The sequence below is a fragment of the Streptomyces sp. NPDC088746 genome, assembly GCF_044751065.1.
In the GTDB taxonomy this organism is placed as follows: domain Bacteria; phylum Actinomycetota; class Actinomycetes; order Streptomycetales; family Streptomycetaceae; genus Streptomyces.
This window is the reverse complement of the sequence record NZ_JBIVLA010000003.1, coordinates 531,265-552,938: the sequence shown is the minus strand read 5'-3', so window position 1 is coordinate 552,938 and position 21,674 is coordinate 531,265. Positions and strand designations below refer to the sequence as shown.

At 72.6% G+C, this 21,674-nt stretch carries 23 protein-coding genes and 1 pseudogene; 13 read left to right on the top strand and 11 right to left on the bottom strand.

The features are described 5' to 3' along the window. The first annotated feature begins 147 nt into the window (after window positions 1–147). The 4 genes from ACIP63_RS16930 (at window position 148) to ACIP63_RS16915 (ending at window position 4,129) form a co-directional block, all read left to right on the top strand. Entirely contained in the window at window positions 148–654 is a 507-nt protein-coding gene (locus ACIP63_RS16930) for a flavin reductase family protein (protein WP_401516310.1), read from the top strand. Between the two features lie 202 nt (window positions 655–856). Further along, complete coding sequence (locus tag ACIP63_RS16925; RefSeq protein ID WP_033305351.1) at window positions 857–1,642, top strand: electron transfer flavoprotein subunit beta/FixA family protein; 786 nt, start codon at window positions 857–859, stop codon at window positions 1,640–1,642. Window positions 1,643–1,699: 57 nt separating this feature from the next. After that, window positions 1,700–2,662 carry an electron transfer flavoprotein subunit alpha/FixB family protein gene (locus tag ACIP63_RS16920; protein WP_401516308.1) on the top strand — a complete coding sequence of 321 codons (963 nt, stop codon included), beginning with the start codon at window positions 1,700–1,702 and terminating at the stop codon, window positions 2,660–2,662. A 168-nt stretch (window positions 2,663–2,830) separates the two neighbouring features. Next, window positions 2,831–4,129, top strand: coding sequence for a DUF6986 family protein (locus tag ACIP63_RS16915; RefSeq protein WP_401516307.1), 1,299 nt, complete (start codon window positions 2,831–2,833; stop codon window positions 4,127–4,129). Between the two features lie 43 nt (window positions 4,130–4,172). Here the strand turns inward: ACIP63_RS16915 and ACIP63_RS16910 are convergent, their stop codons facing one another. Further along, window positions 4,173–5,201, bottom strand: a complete 1,029-nt coding sequence (locus tag ACIP63_RS16910; RefSeq protein WP_104790888.1) for a LacI family DNA-binding transcriptional regulator — start codon at window positions 5,199–5,201, stop codon at window positions 4,173–4,175. Window positions 5,202–5,385: 184 nt separating this feature from the next. On the opposite strand from ACIP63_RS16910, the gene ACIP63_RS16905 reads away from it, so the two are divergent. Next, window positions 5,386–6,354, top strand: a complete 969-nt coding sequence (locus tag ACIP63_RS16905; RefSeq protein ID WP_401516305.1) for an ROK family protein — start codon at window positions 5,386–5,388, stop codon at window positions 6,352–6,354. Between the two features lie 19 nt (window positions 6,355–6,373). On the opposite strand, the gene ACIP63_RS16900 is transcribed toward ACIP63_RS16905, so the two are convergent. Continuing rightward, a complete protein-coding gene (locus ACIP63_RS16900; protein WP_362929842.1) occupies window positions 6,374–6,550 on the bottom strand; it encodes a hypothetical protein in 177 nt (58 codons plus the stop codon). 198 nt (window positions 6,551–6,748) lie between these two features. Between ACIP63_RS16900 and ACIP63_RS16895 the strand changes: the two genes are divergently transcribed. Next, complete coding sequence (locus ACIP63_RS16895; RefSeq protein WP_401516303.1) at window positions 6,749–7,792, top strand: NUDIX domain-containing protein; 1,044 nt, start codon at window positions 6,749–6,751, stop codon at window positions 7,790–7,792. An 18-nt stretch (window positions 7,793–7,810) separates the two neighbouring features. Here ACIP63_RS16895 and ACIP63_RS16890 read toward each other — a convergent pair whose 3' ends face one another. Both ACIP63_RS16890 and ACIP63_RS16885 read right to left on the bottom strand, forming a co-directional pair. Further along, entirely contained in the window at window positions 7,811–8,491 is a 681-nt protein-coding gene (locus tag ACIP63_RS16890; RefSeq protein ID WP_401516302.1) for an MBL fold metallo-hydrolase, read from the bottom strand. A gap of 90 nt (window positions 8,492–8,581) precedes the next feature. Next, window positions 8,582–9,946 (bottom strand): dipeptidase, encoded by a 1,365-nt coding sequence (locus tag ACIP63_RS16885; RefSeq protein ID WP_401516300.1) that lies wholly within the window; start codon window positions 9,944–9,946, stop codon window positions 8,582–8,584. Window positions 9,947–10,140: 194 nt separating this feature from the next. Between ACIP63_RS16885 and ACIP63_RS16880 the strand changes: the two genes are divergently transcribed. Next, entirely contained in the window at window positions 10,141–11,406 is a 1,266-nt protein-coding gene (locus ACIP63_RS16880) for a geranylgeranyl reductase family protein (RefSeq protein ID WP_401516915.1), read from the top strand. On the opposite strand, the gene ACIP63_RS16875 is transcribed toward ACIP63_RS16880, so the two are convergent. Further along, a complete protein-coding gene (locus ACIP63_RS16875) occupies window positions 11,390–11,845 on the bottom strand; it encodes a nitroreductase family deazaflavin-dependent oxidoreductase (protein ID WP_401516298.1) in 456 nt (151 codons plus the stop codon). The genes ACIP63_RS16880 and ACIP63_RS16875 overlap by 17 nt on opposite strands. A gap of 137 nt (window positions 11,846–11,982) precedes the next feature. Here ACIP63_RS16875 and ACIP63_RS16870 point away from each other — a divergent pair, with 137 nt between their 5' ends. The 3 genes from ACIP63_RS16870 to ACIP63_RS16860 all read left to right on the top strand — a co-directional run bounded on the left by ACIP63_RS16870 (window position 11,983) and on the right by ACIP63_RS16860 (window position 14,852). Further along, a complete protein-coding gene (locus ACIP63_RS16870; RefSeq protein WP_401516297.1) occupies window positions 11,983–12,711 on the top strand; it encodes a TetR/AcrR family transcriptional regulator in 729 nt (242 codons plus the stop codon). Window positions 12,712–12,861: 150 nt separating this feature from the next. Continuing rightward, window positions 12,862–14,190, top strand: coding sequence for a sensor histidine kinase (locus ACIP63_RS16865; RefSeq protein WP_401516295.1), 1,329 nt, complete (start codon window positions 12,862–12,864; stop codon window positions 14,188–14,190). Beyond that, on the top strand, window positions 14,187–14,852 hold the full coding sequence (locus tag ACIP63_RS16860) for a response regulator (RefSeq protein WP_401516294.1): 666 nt from the start codon (window positions 14,187–14,189) through the stop codon (window positions 14,850–14,852). The genes ACIP63_RS16865 and ACIP63_RS16860 overlap by 4 nt, the downstream gene beginning before the upstream one ends. Here ACIP63_RS16860 and ACIP63_RS16855 read toward each other — a convergent pair. Next, window positions 14,813–15,108: pseudogene (locus ACIP63_RS16855) on the bottom strand (DUF6332 family protein). The gene ACIP63_RS16860 and the pseudogene ACIP63_RS16855 sit on opposite strands and share 40 nt — an antisense overlap. 177 nt (window positions 15,109–15,285) lie before the next feature. Between ACIP63_RS16855 and ACIP63_RS16850 the strand changes: the two are divergent. Further along, the gene (locus ACIP63_RS16850) at window positions 15,286–15,705 is read left to right on the top strand and encodes a MarR family transcriptional regulator (RefSeq protein ID WP_401516293.1); all 420 of its coding nucleotides are present in this window, start codon (window positions 15,286–15,288) and stop codon (window positions 15,703–15,705) included. 17 nt (window positions 15,706–15,722) lie between these two features. Here the strand turns inward: ACIP63_RS16850 and ACIP63_RS16845 are convergent, their stop codons facing one another. Beyond that, window positions 15,723–16,475: a maleylpyruvate isomerase family mycothiol-dependent enzyme gene (locus ACIP63_RS16845; protein ID WP_401516292.1), complete on the bottom strand. Its 753-nt coding sequence runs from the start codon at window positions 16,473–16,475 to the stop codon at window positions 15,723–15,725. Window positions 16,476–16,681: 206 nt separating this feature from the next. After that, window positions 16,682–17,914, bottom strand: coding sequence for an MFS transporter (locus tag ACIP63_RS16840; RefSeq protein WP_401516290.1), 1,233 nt, complete (start codon window positions 17,912–17,914; stop codon window positions 16,682–16,684). A 121-nt stretch (window positions 17,915–18,035) separates the two neighbouring features. Between ACIP63_RS16840 and ACIP63_RS16835 the strand changes: the two genes are divergently transcribed. Beyond that, complete coding sequence (locus ACIP63_RS16835) at window positions 18,036–19,250, top strand: ROK family protein (RefSeq protein WP_401516289.1); 1,215 nt, start codon at window positions 18,036–18,038, stop codon at window positions 19,248–19,250. 48 nt (window positions 19,251–19,298) lie between these two features. Here ACIP63_RS16835 and ACIP63_RS16830 read toward each other — a convergent pair whose 3' ends face one another. Then, window positions 19,299–19,880 carry a DUF4865 family protein gene (locus ACIP63_RS16830; protein WP_401516287.1) on the bottom strand — a complete coding sequence of 194 codons (582 nt, stop codon included), beginning with the start codon at window positions 19,878–19,880 and terminating at the stop codon, window positions 19,299–19,301. A 10-nt stretch (window positions 19,881–19,890) separates the two neighbouring features. Further along, window positions 19,891–20,469, bottom strand: a complete 579-nt coding sequence (locus ACIP63_RS16825) for a TetR/AcrR family transcriptional regulator (protein ID WP_401516285.1) — start codon at window positions 20,467–20,469, stop codon at window positions 19,891–19,893. 186 nt (window positions 20,470–20,655) lie between these two features. Here ACIP63_RS16825 and ACIP63_RS16820 point away from each other — a divergent pair, with 186 nt between their 5' ends. Further along, window positions 20,656–20,955, top strand: a complete 300-nt coding sequence (locus ACIP63_RS16820; RefSeq protein WP_401516283.1) for an SHOCT domain-containing protein — start codon at window positions 20,656–20,658, stop codon at window positions 20,953–20,955. A 106-nt stretch (window positions 20,956–21,061) separates the two neighbouring features. Here ACIP63_RS16820 and ACIP63_RS16815 read toward each other — a convergent pair whose 3' ends face one another. Beyond that, window positions 21,062–21,586, bottom strand: coding sequence for an ATP-binding protein (locus tag ACIP63_RS16815; RefSeq protein ID WP_187355897.1), 525 nt, complete (start codon window positions 21,584–21,586; stop codon window positions 21,062–21,064). Window positions 21,587–21,674 lie beyond the last annotated feature (88 nt).

Genomic DNA, 21,674 nt, shown 5'->3' with positions numbered 1-21,674 from the left:
CCACGCGTCGTCACGCTGACGTCATGCCGCCAGAACTCCTTCTCTCCGGCCGGGTCCATGTCGACCTCGTGCGCCACGCGGGTGCGCGCTGTCCGGGTGCCTGAAGACCCCACGGCCCCGTACCGCCCCCTCGCAGAAGGACTCCCCATGACGGCCTCGCCCGATCTCGGCACCACCCGGACGGCTTCCCCCGAACTCCTCCGCTCCGTCTTCCGCCGGCATGCCGCCGGGGTCGCGGTGATCACCGCCGCAGGCTCGGGGCCGGTCGGCTTCACCGCCACCTCGCTCAACTCCGTCGCCGCCGAACCCCCGCTCGTCTCCTTCGGTGTGGGCACCTCGTCCTCCAGTTGGCCCGTCGTAGCGGAGGCGGAGCACGTGGGCGTCCACATACTCGGCGAGGACCAGCGGGAGCTCGCCGCGACCTTCGCCCGCAGCGGTGCCGACCGGTTCGGGCCGTCCACCGACTGGAGCAGGGGCCCCGAGGGGGTCCCGCTGCTCGGGGGCGTGGTCGCCTGGATGGTCTGCCGGGTGGTGGCCCGGATCCCGGCGGGGGACCACCGCATCGTGATCGCCGAGGTCGTGGCCGGGGATCCGTCGCGGGGCGGCAGGCCGCTGGTCTACCACGAGGGGCGTTTCACGGCTCTGCGAGACTGAGGACGAGCAAGGCGGGGCCGGACCCGGGCCCGTTGGCTATGTCACAGTTCCAAGCGCTTGCTTATGGGTAATGTACTGGGTGTACTGACGAGTAATATTTTGGCCGGGAGCCGGGTCGCCCCGACCGGAAACCGCCCGACAAGGCGCCTATGCTGCGTGCAACAAGGCAGCCCAGAAATGACGATGCAGTAGGAGAGCCGGCGTGAGCTTGAGGATCGTTGTCTGTGTGAAGTACGTGCCCGACGCCACCGGCGACCGGCACTTCGCCGATGACCTGACCCTGGACCGTGACGACGTCGACGGTCTGCTGTCGGAGCTCGACGAGTACGCGGTCGAGCAGGCACTGCAGATCGCCGACGAGGCGGACGACGCGGAGATCACCGTGCTCACGGTGGGCCCCGAGGACGCCAAGGACGCGCTGCGCAAGGCGCTGTCGATGGGCGCCGACAAGGCCGTCCACGTCGAGGACGACGACCTGCACGGCACCGACGTCATCGGCACCTCCCTGGTCCTGGCCAAGGCTGTCGAGAAGACCGGTTACGACCTGGTCATCTGCGGCATGGCGTCGACGGACGGCACCATGGGCGTGCTCCCGGCCCTGCTCGCGGAGCGCCTCGGCGTCCCGCAGGTCACGCTCCTCTCCGAGGTCTCGGTCGACGGCGGCACCGTGAAGGGCCGCCGCGACGGCGATTCCGCGTCCGAGCAGCTCGAGGCGTCCCTGCCGGCCGTGGTCTCCGTGACCGACCAGTCGGGCGAGGCCCGCTACCCGTCGTTCAAGGGCATCATGGCGGCGAAGAAGAAGCCGGTCGAGTCCCTGGACCTCGAGGACCTGGAGATCGAGGCGGACGAGGTCGGCCTGGGCGGCTCCTGGACCGCGGTCGACTCCGCGGCCGAGCGTCCCGCCCGCACCGCGGGCACGATCGTCAAGGACGAGGGCGAGGGCGGCAAGCAGCTGGCCGAGTTCCTCGCGGGCCAGAAGTTCATCTGAGCCCCGCCCGTCCCCATCGCCGCCCCGCCTCTTTCGCACGCAGGAGATTGAAGTCCCATGGCTGAAGTTCTCGTCTATGTCGACCACGTGGACGGTGCCGTCCGCAAGCCCACCCTGGAGCTGCTGACGCTCGCCCGCCGCATCGGCGAGCCCGTCGCGCTCGCCCTGGGCAAGGGTGCCGCCGACACCGCCGCCGCGCTCGCCGAGCACGGTGCGGTCAAGGTCCTGACCGCTGATGCTCCGGAGTTCGCCGACTACCTCGTCGTGCCGAAGGTGGACGCGCTCCAGGCGGCGTACGACGCGGTCTCGCCGGTCGCCGTGCTGCTGCCCTCCTCGGCCGAGGCCAAGGAGATCGCGGCCCGTCTCGCGCTCCGCATCGGCTCCGGCATCATCACCGACGCCGTCGACCTGGAGGCCGGTGACTCCGGCCCGGTCGCCACGCAGTCGGCGTTCGCCGCCTCGTACACCACCAAGTCCCGTGTCTCCAAGGGCACCCCGGTCATCACGGTCAAGCCGAACTCGGCCGCCGTCGAGGCCGCCCCGGCCACGGGCGCCGTGGAGGCCCTCACGGTCTCCTTCTCCGCCACGGCCACCGGCACGAAGGTCCTCTCGCGCACCCCGCGTGAGTCGACCGGGCGTCCGGAGCTGACCGAGGCCGCGATCGTCGTCTCCGGCGGACGCGGCGTCAACGGCGCCGAGAACTTCGCGATCATCGAGGCGCTCGCCGACTCCCTCGGTGCGGCCGTCGGTGCCTCGCGTGCCGCGGTCGACGCCGGCTGGTACCCGCACACCAACCAGGTCGGCCAGACCGGCAAGAGCGTGTCCCCGCAGCTGTACATCGCCTCCGGCATCTCGGGCGCGATCCAGCACCGGGCCGGCATGCAGACCTCGAAGACCATCGTCGCGGTCAACAAGGACGCCGAGGCCCCGATCTTCGACCTCGTCGACTACGGCGTGGTCGGCGACCTCTTCGACGTCGTCCCGCAGCTCACCGACGAGGTCAAGACCCGCAAGGGCTGACCCGGCAGGAGCTCTGCCCGTACGAAGGCCCGGGGCCGCGTGGTGTTCTCACCGCGCGGCCCCGGGCTCTTTCCGATCACCATTGACGCGGGGAGCGGGGACTTATAACTTCACTATGCGGATGAAGAATTCCGGGAAGCGGAAACACTGAACGTGGAGGGTACGGTCATGGGTCAGCAGGAGAAGGTGGCGACGAGCCTCGCCGGCACGGTCGGCGAGGAGATCAGCGCCTCCCTCACGTCGGTGGACGCCGAACTCGCCCGCCGGTACCCAGGAGACCCGGGCACACGCCAGCCCGTCCACACCGTCTACGTGCCCGCGGACGGCTTCACCCCCACGACCCTCCGCACCTGGGGCGACCAGGCGCTCGCGGCGCTGGACGAGCACGCCCCCGACGCCGCCGCCCTCGCCTCGGTCCTCGGCATCCCGCAGGAGCTCGCGGAGCCGGTCCACGACCGCGTACGCGCCAAGCTGGAGCGTGAGCCGGTCGAGGACCTGCGGATCGACTTCGAGGACGGGTACGGCCCGCGCCCCGACGCGGAGGAGGACGAGGCCGCCGCCCGCGCGGCGCGCCTGGTGGCCGAGGCGTACGCCGACGGCACCGCGGCTCCGTACATGGGGATCCGGATGAAGTGCATGGAAGCCGCCGTACGCGACCGGGGCATCCGCACCACGGACATCTTCCTCACCGGCCTGATGCGGGCAGGAGGCCTTCCCGAGGGGCTCGTGCTGACGCTCCCCAAGGTGACGTACCCCGAGCAGGTCACCGCTTTCGTGCGGCTGCTCGAGGCCTTCGAGGAGACCCACGGTCTGCCCTCCGGCCGCCTCGGGTTCGAGATCCAGATCGAGACCAGCCAGTCCATCCTGGCGGCGGACGGGACCGCCGCGGTGGCCCGCATGATCGACGCCGCCCGGGGCCGGGCGACCGGTCTGCACTACGGGACCTTCGACTACAGCGCCTGTGTCGGTGTCAGCCCCGCCTACCAGGCCAGTGACCATCCCGCCGCCGACCACGCCAAGGCCGTCATGCAGGTCGCCGCCGCGGGCACCGGCGTGCGGGTCTGCGACGGTTCCACGAACGTGCTCCCGGTCGGCCCCACCCAGCAGGTCCACGACGCCTGGCGCCTGCACCACGGCCTCACCCGCCGCGCTCTGGCCCGCGCCTACTACCAGGGCTGGGACATGCACCCGGGCCACCTGCCCACCCGCTACGCCGCCGTCTACGGCTTCTACCGTGAGGGCCTCGGCCAGGCCGCGTCCCGGCTCGCCGCCTATGTGGCCAAGGCCGGCGGGGACGTCATGGACGAGCCCGCCACCGCGAAGGCGCTGAGCGGCTATCTGCTCCGCGGCATCGACTGCGGCGCCCTGGACACCACGGAGGTCACGGATCTCACCGGTCTGAGCCGCGCGGACCTCGACGGCTTCGCCTCGCCCCGGCGCGGCGGGCTGACCGTGACGGCCCCCTGAGGTCTCCCGTCCGGAACGCCCGGGGCTCATTCGCCCCGGGCGTTCACGCGGGCGGGAGCTCCCCCGAGCCGCGCGGGATGAGCCGCGTCGGGAGCTCCACCCGCGCGGGGGCGTGAGCGGCGCCGTCGAGGCGGCGGAACAGGTGCTCCGCCGCGGTGCGGCCCACCGCGGCGGCGTCCTGCGAGATCACCGTGATGCCGAGCAGGTCGGCCAGCTCGATGTCGTCGAAGCCGACCAGGGCGATCCGGCGTTCGCACTCGGCCAGTACGCGGACGGCGGTGACCGTCACGCGGTTGTTGCCCGCGAAGAGGGCCGTCACCGGCTCGGGCCCGGCCAGCATGGCCTCGGCGGCGGACCTGACCCGGGCCGGGTCGGTCGGGCCCAGGGAGACCCAGGCGTCCTCCACCTCGATCCCCGCGTCGGCCAGGGCCGCGTGGTAGCCGCGCAGTCGTTCCGTCGCGGTGTGGATGCGCGGCTGGTCACCGATGAAGCCGATCCTGCGGTGGCCGTGCGCGACCAGGTGGGCGACGCCCGCGCGCGCCCCGCCGAAACTGTCCGACAGGACCATGTCCGCGTCGACCCGGCCCGCCGGGCGGTCGACGAACACGGTGGCGATGCCGGCCTTCATCTCCGGCTCCAGATAGCGGTGGTCGTCGCCCGCAGGGATCACGATGAGGCCGTCCACCCGGCGGGCGCAGAGCGCGAGGACGAGCTCCTGCTCGCGCTCCGGGTCCTCCGCGCTGGAGCCGTTGATCAGCAGCGCGCCATGCGCGCGGGCCACCTCCTCCACGGCGCGGCTCAGCGGACCGTAGAAGGGGTCCGCGAGGTCCTCCAGCACGAGGCCGATCGACGCGGTGCGGCCCTTGCGCAGGACGCGCGCGCTGTCGTTGCGGCGGAAACCGAGCGCCTCGATGGCCTCCTGGACGCGGCGTTCGGTGTCGGGGGTGACTCCGGGCTCGCTGTTCACCACGCGTGAGACCGTCTTGAGGCCTACTCCGGCACGGGCTGCCACGTCCTTCATGGTCGGCCTGTTGCCGTAGCGGGACTCGGAATGGCGGGCGGTCTCGGCCACGGTGCGCTGTCCTGACGTCGGGAACGGGTGATTCCGGCCCCCTTCGGCGGTGCCGGGAGGGGGCCGGGTGCTGTGGCGTCGAGCATAGGCCCTGGACAACGTTGTCAAGAGAATGGAGACTAGGAGCATCATCTGACTGAAGTCGCAGGTCCTGCGCCTCACCCCCTCCGGAGAGTCCACACCGATGCATACCGACCTCGTCATCGCGCTCGACATCGGCGGTACCAAGATCGCCGGAGCGTTGGTGGACGGCGGCGGATCCCTTCTCGCAAGGGCGCAGCGCCCCACACCGGCCCGCGAGGGTGCCGAGGCCGTGATGGGCGCGGTGAGCGACGTCCTGGCGGAGCTGGCGGCCTCCCCGCTGTGGCACCGGGCGGGCGCGGTCGGCATCGGGAGCGCGGGGCCCGTGGACGCCTCGGCCGGCACGGTCAGCCCGGTCAACGTCCCCGGCTGGCGCGGTTTCCCGCTGGTGGACCGGGTGGCCGCGGCAACCGGCGGGCTGCCGGTCACACTCGTCGGTGACGGGGTCGCGATGACGGCTGCCGAGCACTGGCTGGGTGCCGCCCGGGGTTATGACAACGCGCTGTGCCTGGTCGTCTCCACCGGTGTCGGCGGCGGTCTCGTACTCGGTGGAAAGCTTCACCCTGGTCCCTCGGGCAACGCCGGTCACATCGGCCACATCAGTGTCGACCTGGACGGCGACCCCTGCCCCTGCGGCGCGCGCGGCTGCGTGGAGCGCATCGCCAGCGGGCCGAACATCGCCAGGCGGGCCCTGGAGAACGGCTGGCGCCCCGGCCCGGACGGCGATGCCACGGCCGCCGCGGTGGCCGCCGCCGCGCGGGCGGGGGACCCCGTCGCCGTCGCTTCCTTCGAACGGGCCGCCCAGGCTCTCGCCGCCGGGATCGCCGCCACCGCCACCCTGACGGACATCGACATCGCGGTGGTCGGCGGGGGAGTGGCCGGAGCGGGCGAGGTGCTCTTCGCGCCGCTGCGCAGGTCCCTGCGCGACTACGCCACGCTGTCCTTCGTCCAGGACCTCACCGTGACCTCCGCGGTGATGGGCACCGACGCGGGACTGGTCGGTGCGGCGGCCGCGGCTTCGACGGTCCGCCACGGCGCCTCGAACGGCGTGCGGGCCGTAGCCACCCCGTAGGACCGGCCGGGCCGCCCGGTCAGCGGCCCCGGTCCGTCGGCTGCTGGGGCACCACCACCAGGAAGGCGTCCTGCTCCAGGTCCATCACCACCTCGGCGGCCATGCCCTCTCCGCGGCGGGCGGCGGCGAACTCCTCAGCGGGCCGGCTGCCCCGTGGCCCTCCCGCGGGAAACTGCCCAAGTACCGTGCGGCGCACCGCGCATCCCCTCGTCGTTCCAGTGACTGTCCGCTCCAACGACGTCCGGCCGTCACTCGTTACGGCGGTGCCCCGGGCCCGGTTCGTACAGTGGGACGCCCCCCGGCGTCCGCGCCGGCGCAACCGCGTCGCCCCTGCGGGGTTTCCGGAGCGGGGTGTTGCGGGCAAGCCACAGGGGGCTACGGAAGAGGGGGACCCGTGATCGTCTGGATCAACGGTGCGTTCAGTGCGGGCAAGACCAGCGCCGCGTGCGAACTGATCGATCTGATCCCGAACAGCACCTTCTACGACCCCGGGCTGATCGGCGGGGGACTGCGTCGGCTCCTGCCCCAGAAGAAGCTCGCCGAGGTGACCGACTTCCAGGACCTGCCGATATGGCGGCGCCTGGTGGTCGACACGGCCGCCGCGCTCCTCGCGGAACTCTCCGGGGTGCTGGTCGTGCCGATGACACTGCTGAGGCAGGAGTACCGCGACGAGATATTCGGCGGGCTCGCCTCCCGGCGCATACCGGTGCGTCATGTACTGCTCTCACCTGAGGAAACGATCCTGCGGAGCCGGATCGCCCAGCGCGAGGAATTCGCCGACGACCCCGAGCACAGCGAGCGCGTCCGGCAATGGGCCTACGAGCACATCGAGCCCTACCGGGCGGCCCTCGGATGGATCACCGCGGACGCCCACACCATCGACACCAGCGCCCTCACCCCGTACGAGACGGCCGAGCGGATAGCCGAAGCCCTGCGCACCGGCGAGGCAGGGGAGTGCGGCATCGTCCAGACCCCCGAACCGCGTGCGGAGACCGTCGCGTCCGGGGTGCTGCTCTTCGACGAGCAGGACCGGGTGCTGCTCGTCGACCCCACCTACAAGCCCGGCTGGGAGTTCCCCGGGGGCGTGGTGGAGGCCGGAGAGGCTCCCGCCCAGGCCGGGATACGAGAGGTCGCCGAGGAGCTGGGGCTCCACCTGGACAGGGTGCCGGGGCTCCTGGTGATCGACTGGGAGGCGCCGAAGCCGCCCGCGTACGGAGGACTGCGCTTCCTGTTCGACGGCGGCCGGCTGCGGGGCGAGGACGCCGCGCGGCTGCTGCTGCCGGGTTCGGAGCTGCGCGGCTGGCGGTTCGTCACCGAGGAGGAGGCGGCCGGCCTGCTCCCGCCGACCCGCTTCGAGAGGCTCCGCTGGGCACTGCGCGCCCGTGAGCGGTCCACCGTGCTGAATCTGGAGGCCGGAGTGCCCGTGGGCGGCCGGTAGCGTCCTGCGGGCCGCCGTTCACCGCGCGGCGGACCGCAGGACGGTCGCCGCGTCGGTGGTGAGCGGGTCACCGTGGCCGAAGCAGGCGACGACCGGACGGAGGGCGGCCAGCCGGTGGAAGGACGCCCGGGCCTGTGCGTGGTCCGTGTTGAACACACCCGGCATCACCCGGTCCACCCCCGCCACGGTGTCCCCGGTGAACAGCACGGCGTGGCGGGGCAGGTGCACGGCGATCGAGCCGGGGGTGTGACCGGGGGAGTGGACCACCCGTGCCCCGCCCCCGAACGGGAGCTCGTCGCCGTCCTCCAGCTCGCGGTCGACCCGGGTGGGCGGCGCCTCGGGGACCGTCAGCGCATGGGCGTACAGGGGCCGCTCCCAGTCGTGCAGGTCGGGATCGGACATGCGCTCCTCGCCCCGGACCACCGGGGCGTCCAGGCGGTGCGCCAGGATCTCGGCGCCGTACCGGTCCGCCAGCTCCTGGGCGGCGCCGTAGTGATCGGGGTGGCCGTGGGTGAGGACGATGCGCCGGATCCCGGCCGGGTCCGCACCGAGCCCCCGTATGCCGTCCTCGACGGCGGCCGCCGCGTGCACATCACCGGCGTCGATCAATGTCAGGTCCGCGCCGTCACGCCAGAGATACGCCTGGCCGATCCGGAAGCGGAACATGTGCAGCTGCGGGAGTACCTCGACACGGTCCATACGGTCAACGTACGGACGGCGGGCGGCCCGCCGCCCGGAGTTCTGCTCCGGGCGACTTCGCTCAGCGCGTACCGGGGGCGGGCGCGGCCCTCAGCCGTTCCTGGACTCCGCGTAGTTGCGCAGGAACAGCGCCTCGGCGACCGAGAGCCTCTCCAGCTCCTCCGGCGACACGCTCTCGTTCACCGCGTGGATCTGGGCCTCGGGCTCGCTCAGCCCGATGAGCAGGATCTCGGCCTGGGGGTACAGCGCGGCCAGGGTGTTGCAGAGCGGGATGGAGCCCCCCATGCCGGAGGTCTGCATCTCCTCACCCGGGTAGGCGAGCCGCATGGCCTCGGCCATCGAGGCGTAGGCGGGGCTGGTGACGTCGGCGCGGAACGGCTGGCCCTGGCCGACCTGTTCGACGGAGACGCGAGCTCCCCAGGGGGCGTGCGACTCGAGGTGGGCGGTCAGCAGCTTCGTCGCCTCGGAGGCGTCGTGGCCCGGCGGCACCCGCAGACTGATCTGCGCCCGGGCGCTCGCCTGGAGCGACGGAGTGGCGCCGACCACCGGCGGGCAGTCGATGCCGATGACGGTCACCGCGGGCCGCGCCCAGATGCGGTCGGCGACCGTACCCGTGCCGATGAGCCCCACGCCGTCGAGCACCTTGGCGTCGTCGCGGAACTCGCTCTCCGGGTACTGCAGTCCGTCCCACTCCGCGTCCGCCGTCAGTCCGTCGACCGTGGTCGTGCCGTCCTCGGCCCGCAGGGACGCCAGCAGCTGGATCATCGCGGCCAGGGCGTCGGGAGCGGCGCCGCCGAACTGTCCGGAGTGCAGGTTCCCTTCGAGGGTGTCCAGCCGCACCCGCAGCATGGTCATACCGCGCAGCGTCGCGGTGACGGTGGGCAGCCCGACGCGGAAGTTGCCCGCGTCACCGATGACGATCGAGTCGGCGGCCAGCAGCTCCGGGTGCGCCTCGGCGTACCGCTCGAGGCCCCCCGTGCCCTGCTCCTCCGAGCCCTCCGCGATCACCTTGACGGACACCGGGACGCCGCCGTTCGCCATGAGGGCGCGCACCGCGAGCAGGTGCATGATGAAGCCGCCCTTGCAGTCCGCCGTACCCCGGCCGAACCAGCGGCCGTCACGCTCGGTCAGCTCGAACGGCGGGGAGAGCCAGGCGGACTCGTCCAGCGGCGGCTGCACGTCGTAGTGCGCGTAGAGCAGCACGGTGGGCGAGCCGGGCGGGCCCGGCAGGTAGCCGTACACCGACTGGGTTCCGTCGGGGGTGTCAAGCAGTGCGACGTCCTGGAAGCCCTCGGCGCGCAGCGCGTCCGCGACCCAGCCGGCGGCCGCCTCGCACTCGCTCCGGGGGAACTGTGCGGGGTCCGCCACCGACCGGAAGGCCACCAGCTCGGCGAGCTCCGCTTTCGCGCGGGGCATCAGCGAGGCGACGGTCTCTGAAATCGGACGGGCGGTCATGGGCACGCTCCTCGTGGGTGCGACGTTAGGACTGTGGCGCGGTGTGTACGCGGCCGGGGGCGACGCCGTGGACGCGGCGACGCGTGTACAACGAATTCATGGCTGATCCTCCCACAGCGGAGTTCGGCCGCGACGCGCCGTAGGATGCCGTGAGCAGCTGGGGCCACTGGTCGGATCAGGAGCAGAAGCACATCGTGAGCAGCGAGAACGCAGACGCCGGACGTGAGCCGGATGAGACGTCGTCGGTACCGCAGGAGTCCTCGGTATGGGACGTCGTCGTGGTCGGCGCGGGCCCGGCCGGAGCTTCCGCGGCGTACGCGGCGGCCGTCGCAGGCCGTCGGGTGCTGTTGCTGGAGAAGGCGGAGATCCCCCGTTACAAGACGTGCGGCGGTGGAATCATCGGGTACTCGCGGGACTCCCTGCCCCCCGGGTTCGAACTCCCCCTGAAGGACAGGATCCACGCGGTCACCTTCTCGCTCAACGGGAAGCTGTCGCGCACCCGCAGGTCCAAGCGGATGCTCTTCGGGCTGATCAACCGGCCGGAGTTCGACGCAGGGCTGGTGGAACAGGCCCAGAAGGCCGGTGCCGAGCTGCGTACGGGCGCGGCGGTGACGCGGGTGGAGCAGCACGGCACGGCCGTGCCCGACCGGCGCACGGTCGCCGTCGTGCTGGCCGGCGGGGAGACGGTGCTCGCCCGGGCCGTCGTCGGCGCGGACGGCAGTGCCGGCCGCATAGGGGCTCACGTCGGCGTGAAGCTCGACCAGGTGGACCTCGGGCTCGAGGTGGAGATCCCCGTCCCGGAGACGGTCGCCGAGGACTGGGCGGGCCGGGTGCTCATCGACTGGGGCCCGATGCCCGGAAGTTACGGCTGGGTCTTCCCCAAGGGCGACACACTGACCGTCGGCGTCATCTCGGCGCGCGGCGACGGTGCGGGGACCAAGCGGTATCTGGAGGACTTCGTCGGACGCCTGGGCCTCGCAGGGTTCGAGCCCACGGTCTCCTCCGGCCACCTGACCCGGTGCCGCAGCGACGACTCGCCGCTGTCCCGTGGACGGGTCGTGGTCTGTGGCGACGCGGCCGGGCTGCTGGAACCCTGGACCAGGGAGGGCATCTCCTTCGCCCTGCGGTCCGGGCGGCTCGCGGGCGAATGGGCCGTGCGGATCGCGGAGTCGCACGACGCGGTCGACGCCCGCCGGCAGGCGCTCAACTACGCGTTCGCGATCAAGGCGGGCCTGGGTGTGGAGATGAGCGTCGGACGCCGCATGCTCAGGCTGTTCGAGCGCCGCCCGGGGGTCCTGCACGCGGTGCTGACGGGCTTCCGCCCCGCCTGGAACGCGTTCGCGGGGGTCACCCGGGGGACGACGTCACTGGCCGAGCTGGTCCGCACGCATCCGCTGGCACAGCGGGCGATGCATGTGATGGACCGCCAGGGGTCGGGCGGGGTCAGCTCTCGACCGTGATCCGGAAGACCGGGTGGTCGGGGCAGGCGGCCAGGAGCTCGGCGTCGGTCGACTTCGCCGTGATGCCCTGGAAGTACTGGTTGACCTCCCAGCCCCAGCGCTTCAGATAGGCGCGGACGATCCGCACCTTCTGCTCGTCGTCGGCGATCTCCACGGCGGTGAAGGCACGGACCTTCCGGCCGACCTTCAGCTCTCCGCCTCCGGCCACGCGCATGTTGCGCACCCACTGGGAGTGGCCGCGGGCGGAGACCAGGTACTGGGCGCCGTCGTGGTGGTGGGGGTTGACGGGGATGCGCTGCATCCGGCCGCTCTTACGGCCCCGTACCGACATCTCGGCGGAGCCGAGGAGGCTGACGCCGTGCCGTGCGAGCCAGCCGACGACTCCGTTCATCCGCTGGGCGAAGGTGTTGGCCTGGAGGTAGTACGGCTGCTGCGACATGGGTGGCTCCTGCCGGCGGGTGTCGTTGGGAGAGCGGTGCTCTCGCTTGAGATCAGTGTGCACGAATGCGGTGCGCCAAAGCAAGAGCACTGCTCTCGTTTATGTTCAGTGCTCCGATCGCGTGGCAGACTGAAGCGATGAGCACCATTCGAGGAGCCCGAGAACGCGCCCGCATCGAAGTCACCGCGGCGATCAAGGACGAGGCCAGGAGACAGCTCGCCGCCGAAGGCGCCGCGAAGCTCTCCCTGCGAGCCGTCGCCCGCGAGCTCGGCATGGTGTCCTCCGCGCTCTACCGCTACTTCCCCAGCCGCGACGACCTGCTGACGGCGCTCATCGTCGACGCCTACGACGCGGTGGGCGAAGCCGCGGAGGCGGCGGCGCGCGGCATGGCGGGCGCCCCGGCCGTTTCCCACCCGGCCCGCTGGCTGGCGGTCGCCTGCGCCGTACGCGACTGGGCTCTTGCCCACCCCCATGAGTACGCGCTGATCTTCGGTTCGCCGGTCCCCGGTTACACCGCCCCGCAGGACACCGTCGGTCCCGCCTCCCGTGTGGGCCAGGCCCTGATCGGCCTCGTACGCGACGCCTACCTCGCCGAGGGCCTCGCCGTCCCCCCGCGGGATGCCGGACTGCGCACCGAGGGCGCACGGATGGCGGCCGACCTGGCCGAGGACCTGCCGCCCGCCGTCGTGGTGGCCCTGGTGGCCGCGTGGGCACAGCTCTTCGGGCTGATCTCCTTCGAACTCTTCGGTCAGTTCAACCGCGTGGTCGAGGCACGCGAACAGTTCTTCCGGCACGCCGTTCACGAGCTCGGGCGCTCGGTCGGCCTGCTGGACGGCCGCTCCGCCGGTGCCGGAGGTGCGGGCTGACGCGGCGCGGGGAAGTCATGAGGGGCGTGCCCGGGGCGCGCGCCCGGCCAGGCGGGGGCGGCGCCCCGGACGGGTACTCCGCAGGGAGTACGTGGGACCACCACGCCCGGCTGACGTGCGCCAAGGGTCCGCGCGTCTAGCGTGGCCGGTATGCAGGATCAGCGAGCGCACCCGGGTGCGGCGGCCGGCCACCGCCGGGGGCCGGGAGGCCGACGGGCCGGCCTCGGCCCCCCGTGGCGCGGACGGCACGACGGCGGGGAGGGGCCCGGTGGCCTGGGGAGGTTCGCCGGCCGGGGAGGGCGCGGCGACCGGCTGCCATGGCCGTCGACCGTCGTCCTCGGCGTGATCGTGATGGTGGGGACCACCGTCGCCGCGCACGGCCAGGACCGCGAACCGCTCGGCCTCGTCGCCCGGCTGCTGCTCCTCGCCGCGGTCGCCGTGCTGCTCGTGCGCCACCGCCACCCCGTCGTCGCGGTGGCCGGCACATCCGCCGCCACGCTCGTCTATCTCGGCCTCGGGTATCCGTACGGACCGGTCTTCCTCGCCGTCGCCGTCGGCTGCTTCAGCGCCATCGTGTCGGGGCACCGCAAAGCGGCGTGGTGGTCGCTGGGCACCCTCTGGGCGGGGCACCTGCTGGTCGCGCACCGGCTGTACCGATGGCTGCCGCCGGACGGCGACGGCCCGGCTCCCTGGGCCCAGGAGGCGTTCATCACCGCCTGGGTCGTGGCCGTCGTCGCCGCGGCCGAACTCCTCCGGGTGCGCCGTGAGCAGTGGGCGGCGGCCAGGGCGGAGCGGGAGGCCGCGGAGAAGCGGCGGGCCGACGAGGAGCGGCTGCGCATGGCCCGTGAACTCCACGACGTCCTGGCCCACAGCATTTCCGTCATCAACGTGCAGGCGGGGGTCGGGCTGGCCCTGCTCGACTCCGACCCTGAGCAGGCCCGTACTGCACTCACCACGATCAAGTCCGCCAGCAAGGAGGCGCTCGGCGAGGTGCGCCAGGTGCTGGAGAACCTCCGGACCCCCGGCGACGCCCCCCGGGCCCCGGCCCCAGGCCTCGACCGCCTGCCCGAACTGGTCGACCAGGCCGCGGGAGCGGGGCTCACCGTGACCGTCGAAACGGACGGCGCACGGGGGCCGGTCCCGCCCGGCACCGACCTCGCCGCCTTCCGCATCGTGCAGGAGGCCCTGACGAATGTGGTGCGGCACTCCGGATCGCGTACCGCACGTGTACGGATCGCGTACGGCGCCGATCACCTCGGCCTGCTGGTCGACGACGAGGGGCCGGCCACGGGCGACGACGCCGGAGGCAGCGGCAACGGACTCATCGGCATGCGGGAGCGGGCCGCGGCCCTGGGTGGCACGATCGACGCGGGGCCCCGCCCCGGCGGCGGATTCCGTGTCACGGCGGAACTCCCGCTGCGGCCCGGCCGGGGCGGTACCGCCGCAGGGGACGAGACGGGAACGCAGGGGGCGACGTGATCCGCGTACTGCTCGCCGACGACCAGCTGCTGGTCCGGGCAGGGTTCCGGGCGCTTCTGGACGCCCAGCCGGACATCGAGGTGGCCGGTGAGGCCGCCGACGGGGCGGAGGCCGTACGCCTCGTGCGCGAACTGCGCCCCGACACCGTGCTCATGGACATCCGGATGCCGAAGCTGGACGGTCTGGCGGCGACCCGGGCGATCACCGACGACCCGGCCCTCCGCGAGGTGAGGGTGGTCATGCTCACCACGTTCGAACTCGACGAGTACGTCTTCGAGGCGATCCGCTCCGGAGCCTCCGGATTCCTGGTCAAGGACACCGAACCGGACGAACTGCTGCGCGCGGTCCGTGCGGTGGTGGCCGGGGACGCCCTGTTGTCGCCGGGAGTCACCCGGCGGCTCATCGCGGAGTTCGCGGCCCGCTCCAAGGCGCCCGCGGCGGCGACGGTCCTGGACGAACTGACCGAACGTGAGCGGGAGGTCATGGCCCTGGTCGGTATGGGCCTCTCCAACGAGGAGATCGCCCGCAGGCTCGTCGTCAGCCCGCTCACCGCGAAGACCCACGTCAGCCGCGCCATGGTCAAGCTGGGCACCCGGGACAGGGCGCAACTCGTCGTGCTGGCCTACGAGTCGGGGCTCGTGCGGCCCGGCTGGCTCGGCTGATCGGCCGGCAGCCGCCCCTCCTCGGCCGCGCCGGGGAAGTGCCGGAGCACGTGCACCACCCGGAGGGCGAACACCAGCGCGCCGAGCACGGCCCCACCCGGAACAGCACGCGTTCGGCGCCGGACGGCAGTTGGAGGAGCAGCGCGGGGAGGCAGACCCCGGCGAAGGCGGCCGCGGCCACCACGGCTGCGCTGACCAGGGCGTAGCCGATCTCCACGGTCATGGCGTCCCGTTCCGCCCGGGTGCGTCGCGACATGTCCGAAGTGTCACAGGAGCCGAGGCCGGCGGCAAGGATGCGTTTCCGCGCGATTTCCGCAGTACCCCGCGACCCCCTGCCGCTCCCGCCACCCTCGGACGCGACCTCGGAACGTTCTGATGCGTATGCATTTAATGTGCGCGCATGAATGATCCGCGCCTCTGCTAGCGTGCGGTCATGGCAGCGAAGAAGTCCGAGCAGGCGCTCGTCGGCGAGTGGCGCGAGATGCTCGCACTGCACGCCAGGACCCTGGGTGAGCTGGACCGGGCGCTGGACCGGCACGGCCTGGGAGCCAGTGACTTCGAGGTCCTGGACATCCTCGCGGAAGCCGGTGCGGAGGGCGGCGACGGCTGTCTCCGCGTGCAGGAGATCGCTTCGCGGGTCCATCTCAGCCAGAGTGCGCTGTCGCGTCTCGTCGCGCGGCTGGAGAGGGACGGCCTCGTGCGCCGGGCGATGTGCAGCGAGGACCGCCGAGGCGTGCGAGTCGAGCTGACGGAGACCGGCCGGTCCCGCCATGCCGAGGCCAGGCCCCTTCAGCGGGCGGTGCTGTCCCGGATGCTCAACCACCCTGGGGGCGCGGGCAGCCCGGGGATCTGAGCGGATCCTCCCCCCACTCACGACCAGACGATGGCGGATTTCTCCTCCCACAGTGCGGCGACCCCTGGGTCCCCGGACAAGGCGACGGACGACAGCGGGGCGCGGTTCCACAGCCCCAGGTAGAGCTCCTCGGCCGCGCCGCTGAGCGTGCAGTCGGCAGATGTCTCCAGGGCGGCGGCCCCGCGCACCGTGAGCGGCGGCTCGGCGGACAGGTGTACGGTCCACACCGCGTCCGTGTCCATGGCCCGGACCCGGAGAGTGCGCGGGGACTCCGTACGGACACGGCTCTTGGCGCGCGCGTGGAAGCCGGCCAGGAGTTCGTCGATGCCGTCCACCGCGTGCGGCGGTGCCACGGAGGTGAGGGGGCCGCCCCGTGCCGACTCCGCGTCCACCCGGTGGATCCTGGTCTCGTGCGCCTGCCGGCGCGCCCAGAACGCGAGCGGGGCCGGTGAGGGGAAGACCGTCCAGCACTCCAGGCCGTCCGGTGCGGTCCGGAGCGCGTCGACGAGCAGGCGGTGGCCCTCGGTGAAACGGTCGAGCAGTGCGTCGCCGTCCAGGTCCGGCTCCTCGGCCGCCGGGCGGTACGTCCGGTGCCCGTCGACGACGAACGCGGTGGCCCAGCGGTGCACCATGCAGGTGTGCTTGAGGAGATCGCGCACCCGCCATCCTGGGCAGGTCGGGACCGGGGCGTCCGTCCCCGCCTCGCGAGCGGCCCGGGCGAGTGCGTGGCCTTCAGCGGTGAGGGCTGTCAGGTGCTCGGGGGTCTCCACACCGGCGATTGTGTCAGAACGGCGTCAGGCGCCCTGGGGGTGCGCCGGACCGCCCCGGCGCGGCCCGCGGAGCAGCCGTGAGAACCGGCCACGCGCACAGGCCCGCACGAGCACGGACATGACCAGCGCGAGACAGGTGAACCAGGCCGCCGGCGCGATGCCTCCGTCCTGCGCCGGGGAAGCCGGTGGTGCCCGAGTACGGCCACTCAATCACTCGGGCGTTCGTTCACGTTGCGGGCGGCACCGCCCAGCACCGCCGCCGTGGCGGCGAGCAGGGTCACCGTGGTGAGGGCCACCGGGAGGGAGATCCAGTCGGCGAGGAAGCCGATCACCGGCGGCCCCAGAAGCATCCCGCCGTAGCCGAGGGTCGATGCCGCGGCCACCCCGCTGGGCCCCGCCAGCGCGCCGGCCCGGCCGACCGCGACGGGAAATATGTTGGCCAGGCCCAGACCGGCCACGGCGAAGCCGAGCAGCACGAGCCAGACGGCCGGAGCCAGCGCGCCGAGCAGCATCCCCGCCGCGGCCGTGACCCCGCCCGCCACCAGGGTGCGGGTCTGCCCGAACCGTTCGAGGAGAGCGGTGCCGCTGAGCCTGCCGACGGCCATCGTCAGCGCGAACAAGGAGTACCCGGCGGCGGCGAGACCGGGGGTGGCGCCCAGGTCCTGGCTGAGGTGCAGCGCGCCCCATTCGGCCAGCGCCCCTTCCCCGTACGCCGTGCAGAGGGCGATGACGCCGAAGAGGACGACGACCCGGCGCGCCTGGGTGCTCATCCCCTTCGGCCGCTCACGGGTGTCCGTCGCCCGCTGTTCCACCGGGAGTGCGGCGGCCCGGCCACGCAGGAGCACCGGGCCGGTCACCGCGGTGACGAGTAGTCCGATGCCCGTCAGGGCGAAGAGATGGGCCGCGGGCCCGAGGCTGCCCGCGACCAGCCCGCCGAGACCCGCGCCCGCCATGCCGCCGAAGCTGAACGCGGCGTGGAAGCTCGGCATCACCGGGCGGCGCAACGCGGCGACCACTTCGACGGCCGCGCTGTTCATCGCCACGTTCAGTCCGCCGTACGCCGCACCGAAGAACAGGAGCACGAGGCCCAGGGCGAGAGCCGAACCCGTCTGTGCCGGAAGGGCGATGCTCAGAGACAGCAGCACACCGCAGACCACGGTGACCGCGTGACTTCCGTAACGCCTGCACAGTCTCCCGGTGAGCATCATCGTGATCACCGCACCGGCGGAGACGCCGAGCAGGGCGAGGCCGAGGGTGGAGGCGCTGGCCCCCGTCCGGTCCTTGATGGCCGGAATGCGGACCACCCAGCCGGCGAAGAGGAACCCGTCGAGGGCGAAGAACACGGTCAGCGCGGTACGGAGGCGGGCCGGCGAAGGTGGAGCGGTGTCTCCGCCACCTTCACCCGGCAGGGCCGTCCGCAGTTTGTTTACTTGCGGCACAAAGTGAGGATAGGGTCGCCCCGAGAGACCGCGCAAGACCGCTGCGCCGGTGACCGGCCGGTGAACGGTGCGGGGCGCCGGAGCGTCGGCAACGGCTCCGGATCATGGGAGACTCGCCCCCATGAACGGCAAGTCGACCACCACGCGGACGAAGTTGGAGAGGGGCCGCAGCGCGCTCGGGCCCGCCCTGGAGCTCGTGCACACCGGGCGTGCCCCCACCCGCGCCGTGCTCACCTCCGAACTCGGCGTCACCCGTGCCACGGCGGGGGCGGTGGCCGCGGAGCTCGAGGCGCTCGGGCTCATCAGGGTCGACTCCAGCCCGGGCTCAGCCGCCGGCTCGCAGGGCCGCCCCTCGCACCGGCTGTCCATCCGTGACAGCGGGCCCGTGGCTCTCGCCGCCCAGGTCCACTCCGACGGCTTCCGCGCCGCGCTCGTGGGGCTCGGGGGCAGGATCGTGGCCACCGCGCCCGGCTGCGTCGCCGTCATGGCCGATCCCGCCCAGGTCCTCGGCGAGGTCGTCGAGGCCGGGGCCCGGCTCCTGCGTGAGACCGGGCTGCGCTGCGTCGGGGCCGGGCTCGCCGTGCCCTCCGCCGTGGCGGAACCCGAGGGGACGGCCCTCAATCCGCTGCACATCGCCTGGCCGGCCGGAGCGCCGGTCCGGGAGATCTTCTCCACCTGCGTACGCGCCGCCGGCATCACGGGCCCCGCGTTCACCGCCAACGACGTCAACCTCGCCGCCCTCGCAGAGCACCGGCACGGCGCGGGGCGTGGTGCCCAGCACCTGCTCTGCGTGGCCACCGGCCACCGGGGGGTGGGTGGCGCCCTCGTCCTGGACGGCCGCCTGCACAGCGGGAGTTCGGGACTCGCCCTGGAAGTGGGGCATCTGACCGTCAACCCCGAGGGCGGCCCCTGTCACTGCGGCGGGCGAGGCTGCCTCGACGTGGAGACGGACCCCCTCGCCTTCCTCACCGCGGCAGGCCGGGAGCCCGGTCCCGAGGAGTCGCTGCTCAAGCAGTCCGGCGGCCTGCTCCGCACGGAGTACGGCGACCCCGATGTGCGGGCCGCGGCCGAAGAGCTGATCGACCGTCTCGGCCTGGGTCTGGCCGGGCTGGTCAACATCCTCAACCCGGACCGGATCATCCTCGGCGGCCTGCACCGCGATCTCCTGGAGGCCGACGCCGAACGCCTGCGGGCCGTCGTCGCCGACCGCAGCCTCTGGGGGCGCAGCGGAAGCGTGCCGATCCTGTCCTGCACGCTCGACCACAACAGCCTGGTGGGCGCGGCCGAACTGGCCTGGCAGCCCGTACTCGACGACCCGCTGGCCGCACTGGCCTGACCGGCGGGTCGGGGTGCGGCTCCGCTCAGGGCGAACGCCGGCGCGGGATCACCACTGCTTCCCCGGCCTCAGCCGGTCACGCTCCGGCGCCGACAGGTGCAGCACCTCGTAGCGGTCGCCCGGGCCGTCCGACGGCTCGTCCTCCCAGAGCGTGAAGGGGAGCAGCTCCCAGTGGCGCGGATCGACGGCCAGCGCGGTGGCGACGGCCCCCCGGGTGGCGGCCAGCCGACGGCTCTCCTCCAGCCCGGCCTCCACCGCGACAGCCGGGGCCGTGGTGTCCGCGATCCGCTCGCGGCGGCGGACAGCGGTGCGGGGGAGCGCCGCCGAGGCCGCCCCCTCCTGGAAGAAGAGTCCGGTCCAGTGCTGCACCTCGGGTCGGCCGAAGTCATCCACGATGCCCTGGAATCCCGGGCCCCGGAGGAAGCTGTTCATGCCCTCGGGGGCGGACCACAGATACAGCGGTGCGTACTGGTTGACCGGTGAGCCGTCACCGCGTTCGCGGACCAGGTACGCCTTGAGGCCCAGCCCTGGAAAGCCGTCGAGGAGATGCCCCCTGGTCGCGACCCGTTCCCGGATGATCCCCATGTCATAGGCAGCGGGCAGGGTGATCTCGTACTGCATGGCGTGCATCGCGTACCCCTCAGGCTGTGCGGTTCGATGGGACGTGCGGGGCGAGCAGGGAGAGCAGCCCCTGGACGGCCGAGTCGAAGGCCGCCGGTGATCCGGACGCCCGGGCCAGGACGTAGCCCCCCTGGACCGTGGCCACGACGGCCGCCGCGACGTCCCGGGGAACGAGGCCGGGGGCGAACTCGCCCGCGTCCAGGCCCTCCTGGAGGATCTCGGTGAGCCTGCCGCGCAGCCAGCCGATCGTCTCGTCCACCGGTGCCCGCAGCGCGTCGCTGGCCACCACGTCGGGATCCATCGTCAGCCGCCCCACCGGGCAGCCCCGCAGCACGTCACGCTCGCGCAGCAGATAGGCCGAGATCCGCTCGTACGCCGATCCGGGGCCGTCCAGCAGGCGGCCGGCCGTCTTCCGCATCTCCGCGGATGTGCGGAGCACGGCGGCGAGCGCCAGGTCGGGCTTGCCCGCGAAGTGGTGATACATGCTGCCCTGGCCCGCCCCGGCCCGCTGCTGGATCGCCTTGGGGCTCGTGCCGACATAGCCGCGCTCCCACAGGAGCTCCTGGGTGGCCTCGATCAATCGGTCCGGAGTGCTCATGCACGCCACTGTACATACCAGTAGGTACAGAACGCACGGTGGCCGGTGGAAGCAGGCGCCCGGCACCGCCCTACTCCCACCGCCGTACGCGAACTGCCGCCGCCCGTACGACGTTCCGGCCGCCTCCCCGAGACAGGCTCGTAGGTGACAGGAACGCACGGACGAACAGCTGAGGAGCTGACCGCGATGAACACCCTGGCGAACCACGGAGGGCCCGGGCCCTGGATCCTCCTCTTCCCCCTCATCTGGGCGGCGGTCGCCGTCGGCGTCGTCACGCTGCTGCGCCGCACCGTCCGGCGCGGCCGCCGCCCAGGACCCTGGCAGCCGCACGGCGTCCGGCGGGGCGGACCCGGGGGCGAGCACTCGCCGATCGATCTCCTGGGCCGGCGGTTCGCCGCCGGTGAGATCGACGAGGACGAGTACTGGCGGAGGCTCTCCGTCCTCGACGAGCCCTACGGCCGTTACGACAAGGACGGCCCGACGTGACCGCGAGAGGCGGATGGGGCTCCGGGTGCGAACGGAGCGGAGCGCGCCGGTCCGTGTGAGGACCGGCGCGCTCCTGTGCGTGGTGTACGGTGCGGCCGCCTTCCGGTCAGCCGACGACGGCCGACCGGGCCCGCGTCCGTACTGCTGTCGGCTCCATGAGCCCCGCGACGTCCGAGCCGAACGGGCCGTCGGTCGTCGACCCGTACACCGGGAGAGGGGGCAGAGCGGTGGTGAACGACGGTGCGGGCAAGGTGAACCAGATGACCTTCCCCGCGTCGTCGCTCGGTCGTACGCCCCAGCTCTCGCTGACCGCGGCGATCATCGCCAGTCCGCGCCCGGAGGTGGCGGACTGATCGGCGTCGCACACGGTCGGCAGCCGGGGGTCGTGGTCGTGGACGGAGACCGTCAGCCGGTCGAGCAGCAGCTCGATCTCGACGGTGCATGATTTGTCCGGCTGTGCGTGCCGGTGGACGTTGGTCAGCAGTTCGGTGACACCGAGCGCTGCCGGGTCGATCAGAGGATCGAGATGCCAGTAGCGCAGTTGCGCCGAAATGATTCTGCGGACCTGACCGATCCGCGACGGCAGGGCTTGGAGCTCCACCGCGCAGTGCCTGCTTGGCTCGCTGATCACGGCTGCGACTCCCCGAATGAGGTCCGGAAGAAGACGAAGGAACGGATCCAGCAGATGGCTGACTGCTGTTTCTGGTCATGCGTGGTCC

What these genes read in the sequence shown, in the direction of transcription:
- ACIP63_RS16890 (WP_401516302.1), bottom strand. Translation starts at nt 8,491, where the DNA reads ATGGACCGTGTCGAGGTACTCCCGCAGCTGCACATGTTCCGCTTCCGG.
- ACIP63_RS16875 (WP_401516298.1), bottom strand. Translation starts at nt 11,845, where the DNA reads ATGTCGCAGCAGCCGTACTACCTCCAGGCCAACACCTTCGCCCAGCGG.
- ACIP63_RS16865 (WP_401516295.1), top strand. Translation starts at nt 12,862, where the DNA reads ATGCAGGATCAGCGAGCGCACCCGGGTGCGGCGGCCGGCCACCGCCGG.
- ACIP63_RS16830 (WP_401516287.1), bottom strand. Translation starts at nt 19,880, where the DNA reads ATGCACGCCATGCAGTACGAGATCACCCTGCCCGCTGCCTATGACATG.
- ACIP63_RS16885 (WP_401516300.1), bottom strand. Translation starts at nt 9,946, where the DNA reads ATGACCGCCCGTCCGATTTCAGAGACCGTCGCCTCGCTGATGCCCCGC.
- ACIP63_RS16820 (WP_401516283.1), top strand. Translation starts at nt 20,656, where the DNA reads ATGAACACCCTGGCGAACCACGGAGGGCCCGGGCCCTGGATCCTCCTC.
- ACIP63_RS16825 (WP_401516285.1), bottom strand. Translation starts at nt 20,469, where the DNA reads ATGAGCACTCCGGACCGATTGATCGAGGCCACCCAGGAGCTCCTGTGG.
- ACIP63_RS16905 (WP_401516305.1), top strand. Translation starts at nt 5,386, where the DNA reads ATGCATACCGACCTCGTCATCGCGCTCGACATCGGCGGTACCAAGATC.
- ACIP63_RS16850 (WP_401516293.1), top strand. Translation starts at nt 15,286, where the DNA reads ATGGCAGCGAAGAAGTCCGAGCAGGCGCTCGTCGGCGAGTGGCGCGAG.
- ACIP63_RS16835 (WP_401516289.1), top strand. Translation starts at nt 18,036, where the DNA reads ATGAACGGCAAGTCGACCACCACGCGGACGAAGTTGGAGAGGGGCCGC.
- ACIP63_RS16920 (WP_401516308.1), top strand. Translation starts at nt 1,700, where the DNA reads ATGGCTGAAGTTCTCGTCTATGTCGACCACGTGGACGGTGCCGTCCGC.
- ACIP63_RS16870 (WP_401516297.1), top strand. Translation starts at nt 11,983, where the DNA reads ATGAGCACCATTCGAGGAGCCCGAGAACGCGCCCGCATCGAAGTCACC.
- ACIP63_RS16930 (WP_401516310.1), top strand. Translation starts at nt 148, where the DNA reads ATGACGGCCTCGCCCGATCTCGGCACCACCCGGACGGCTTCCCCCGAA.
- ACIP63_RS16915 (WP_401516307.1), top strand. Translation starts at nt 2,831, where the DNA reads ATGGGTCAGCAGGAGAAGGTGGCGACGAGCCTCGCCGGCACGGTCGGC.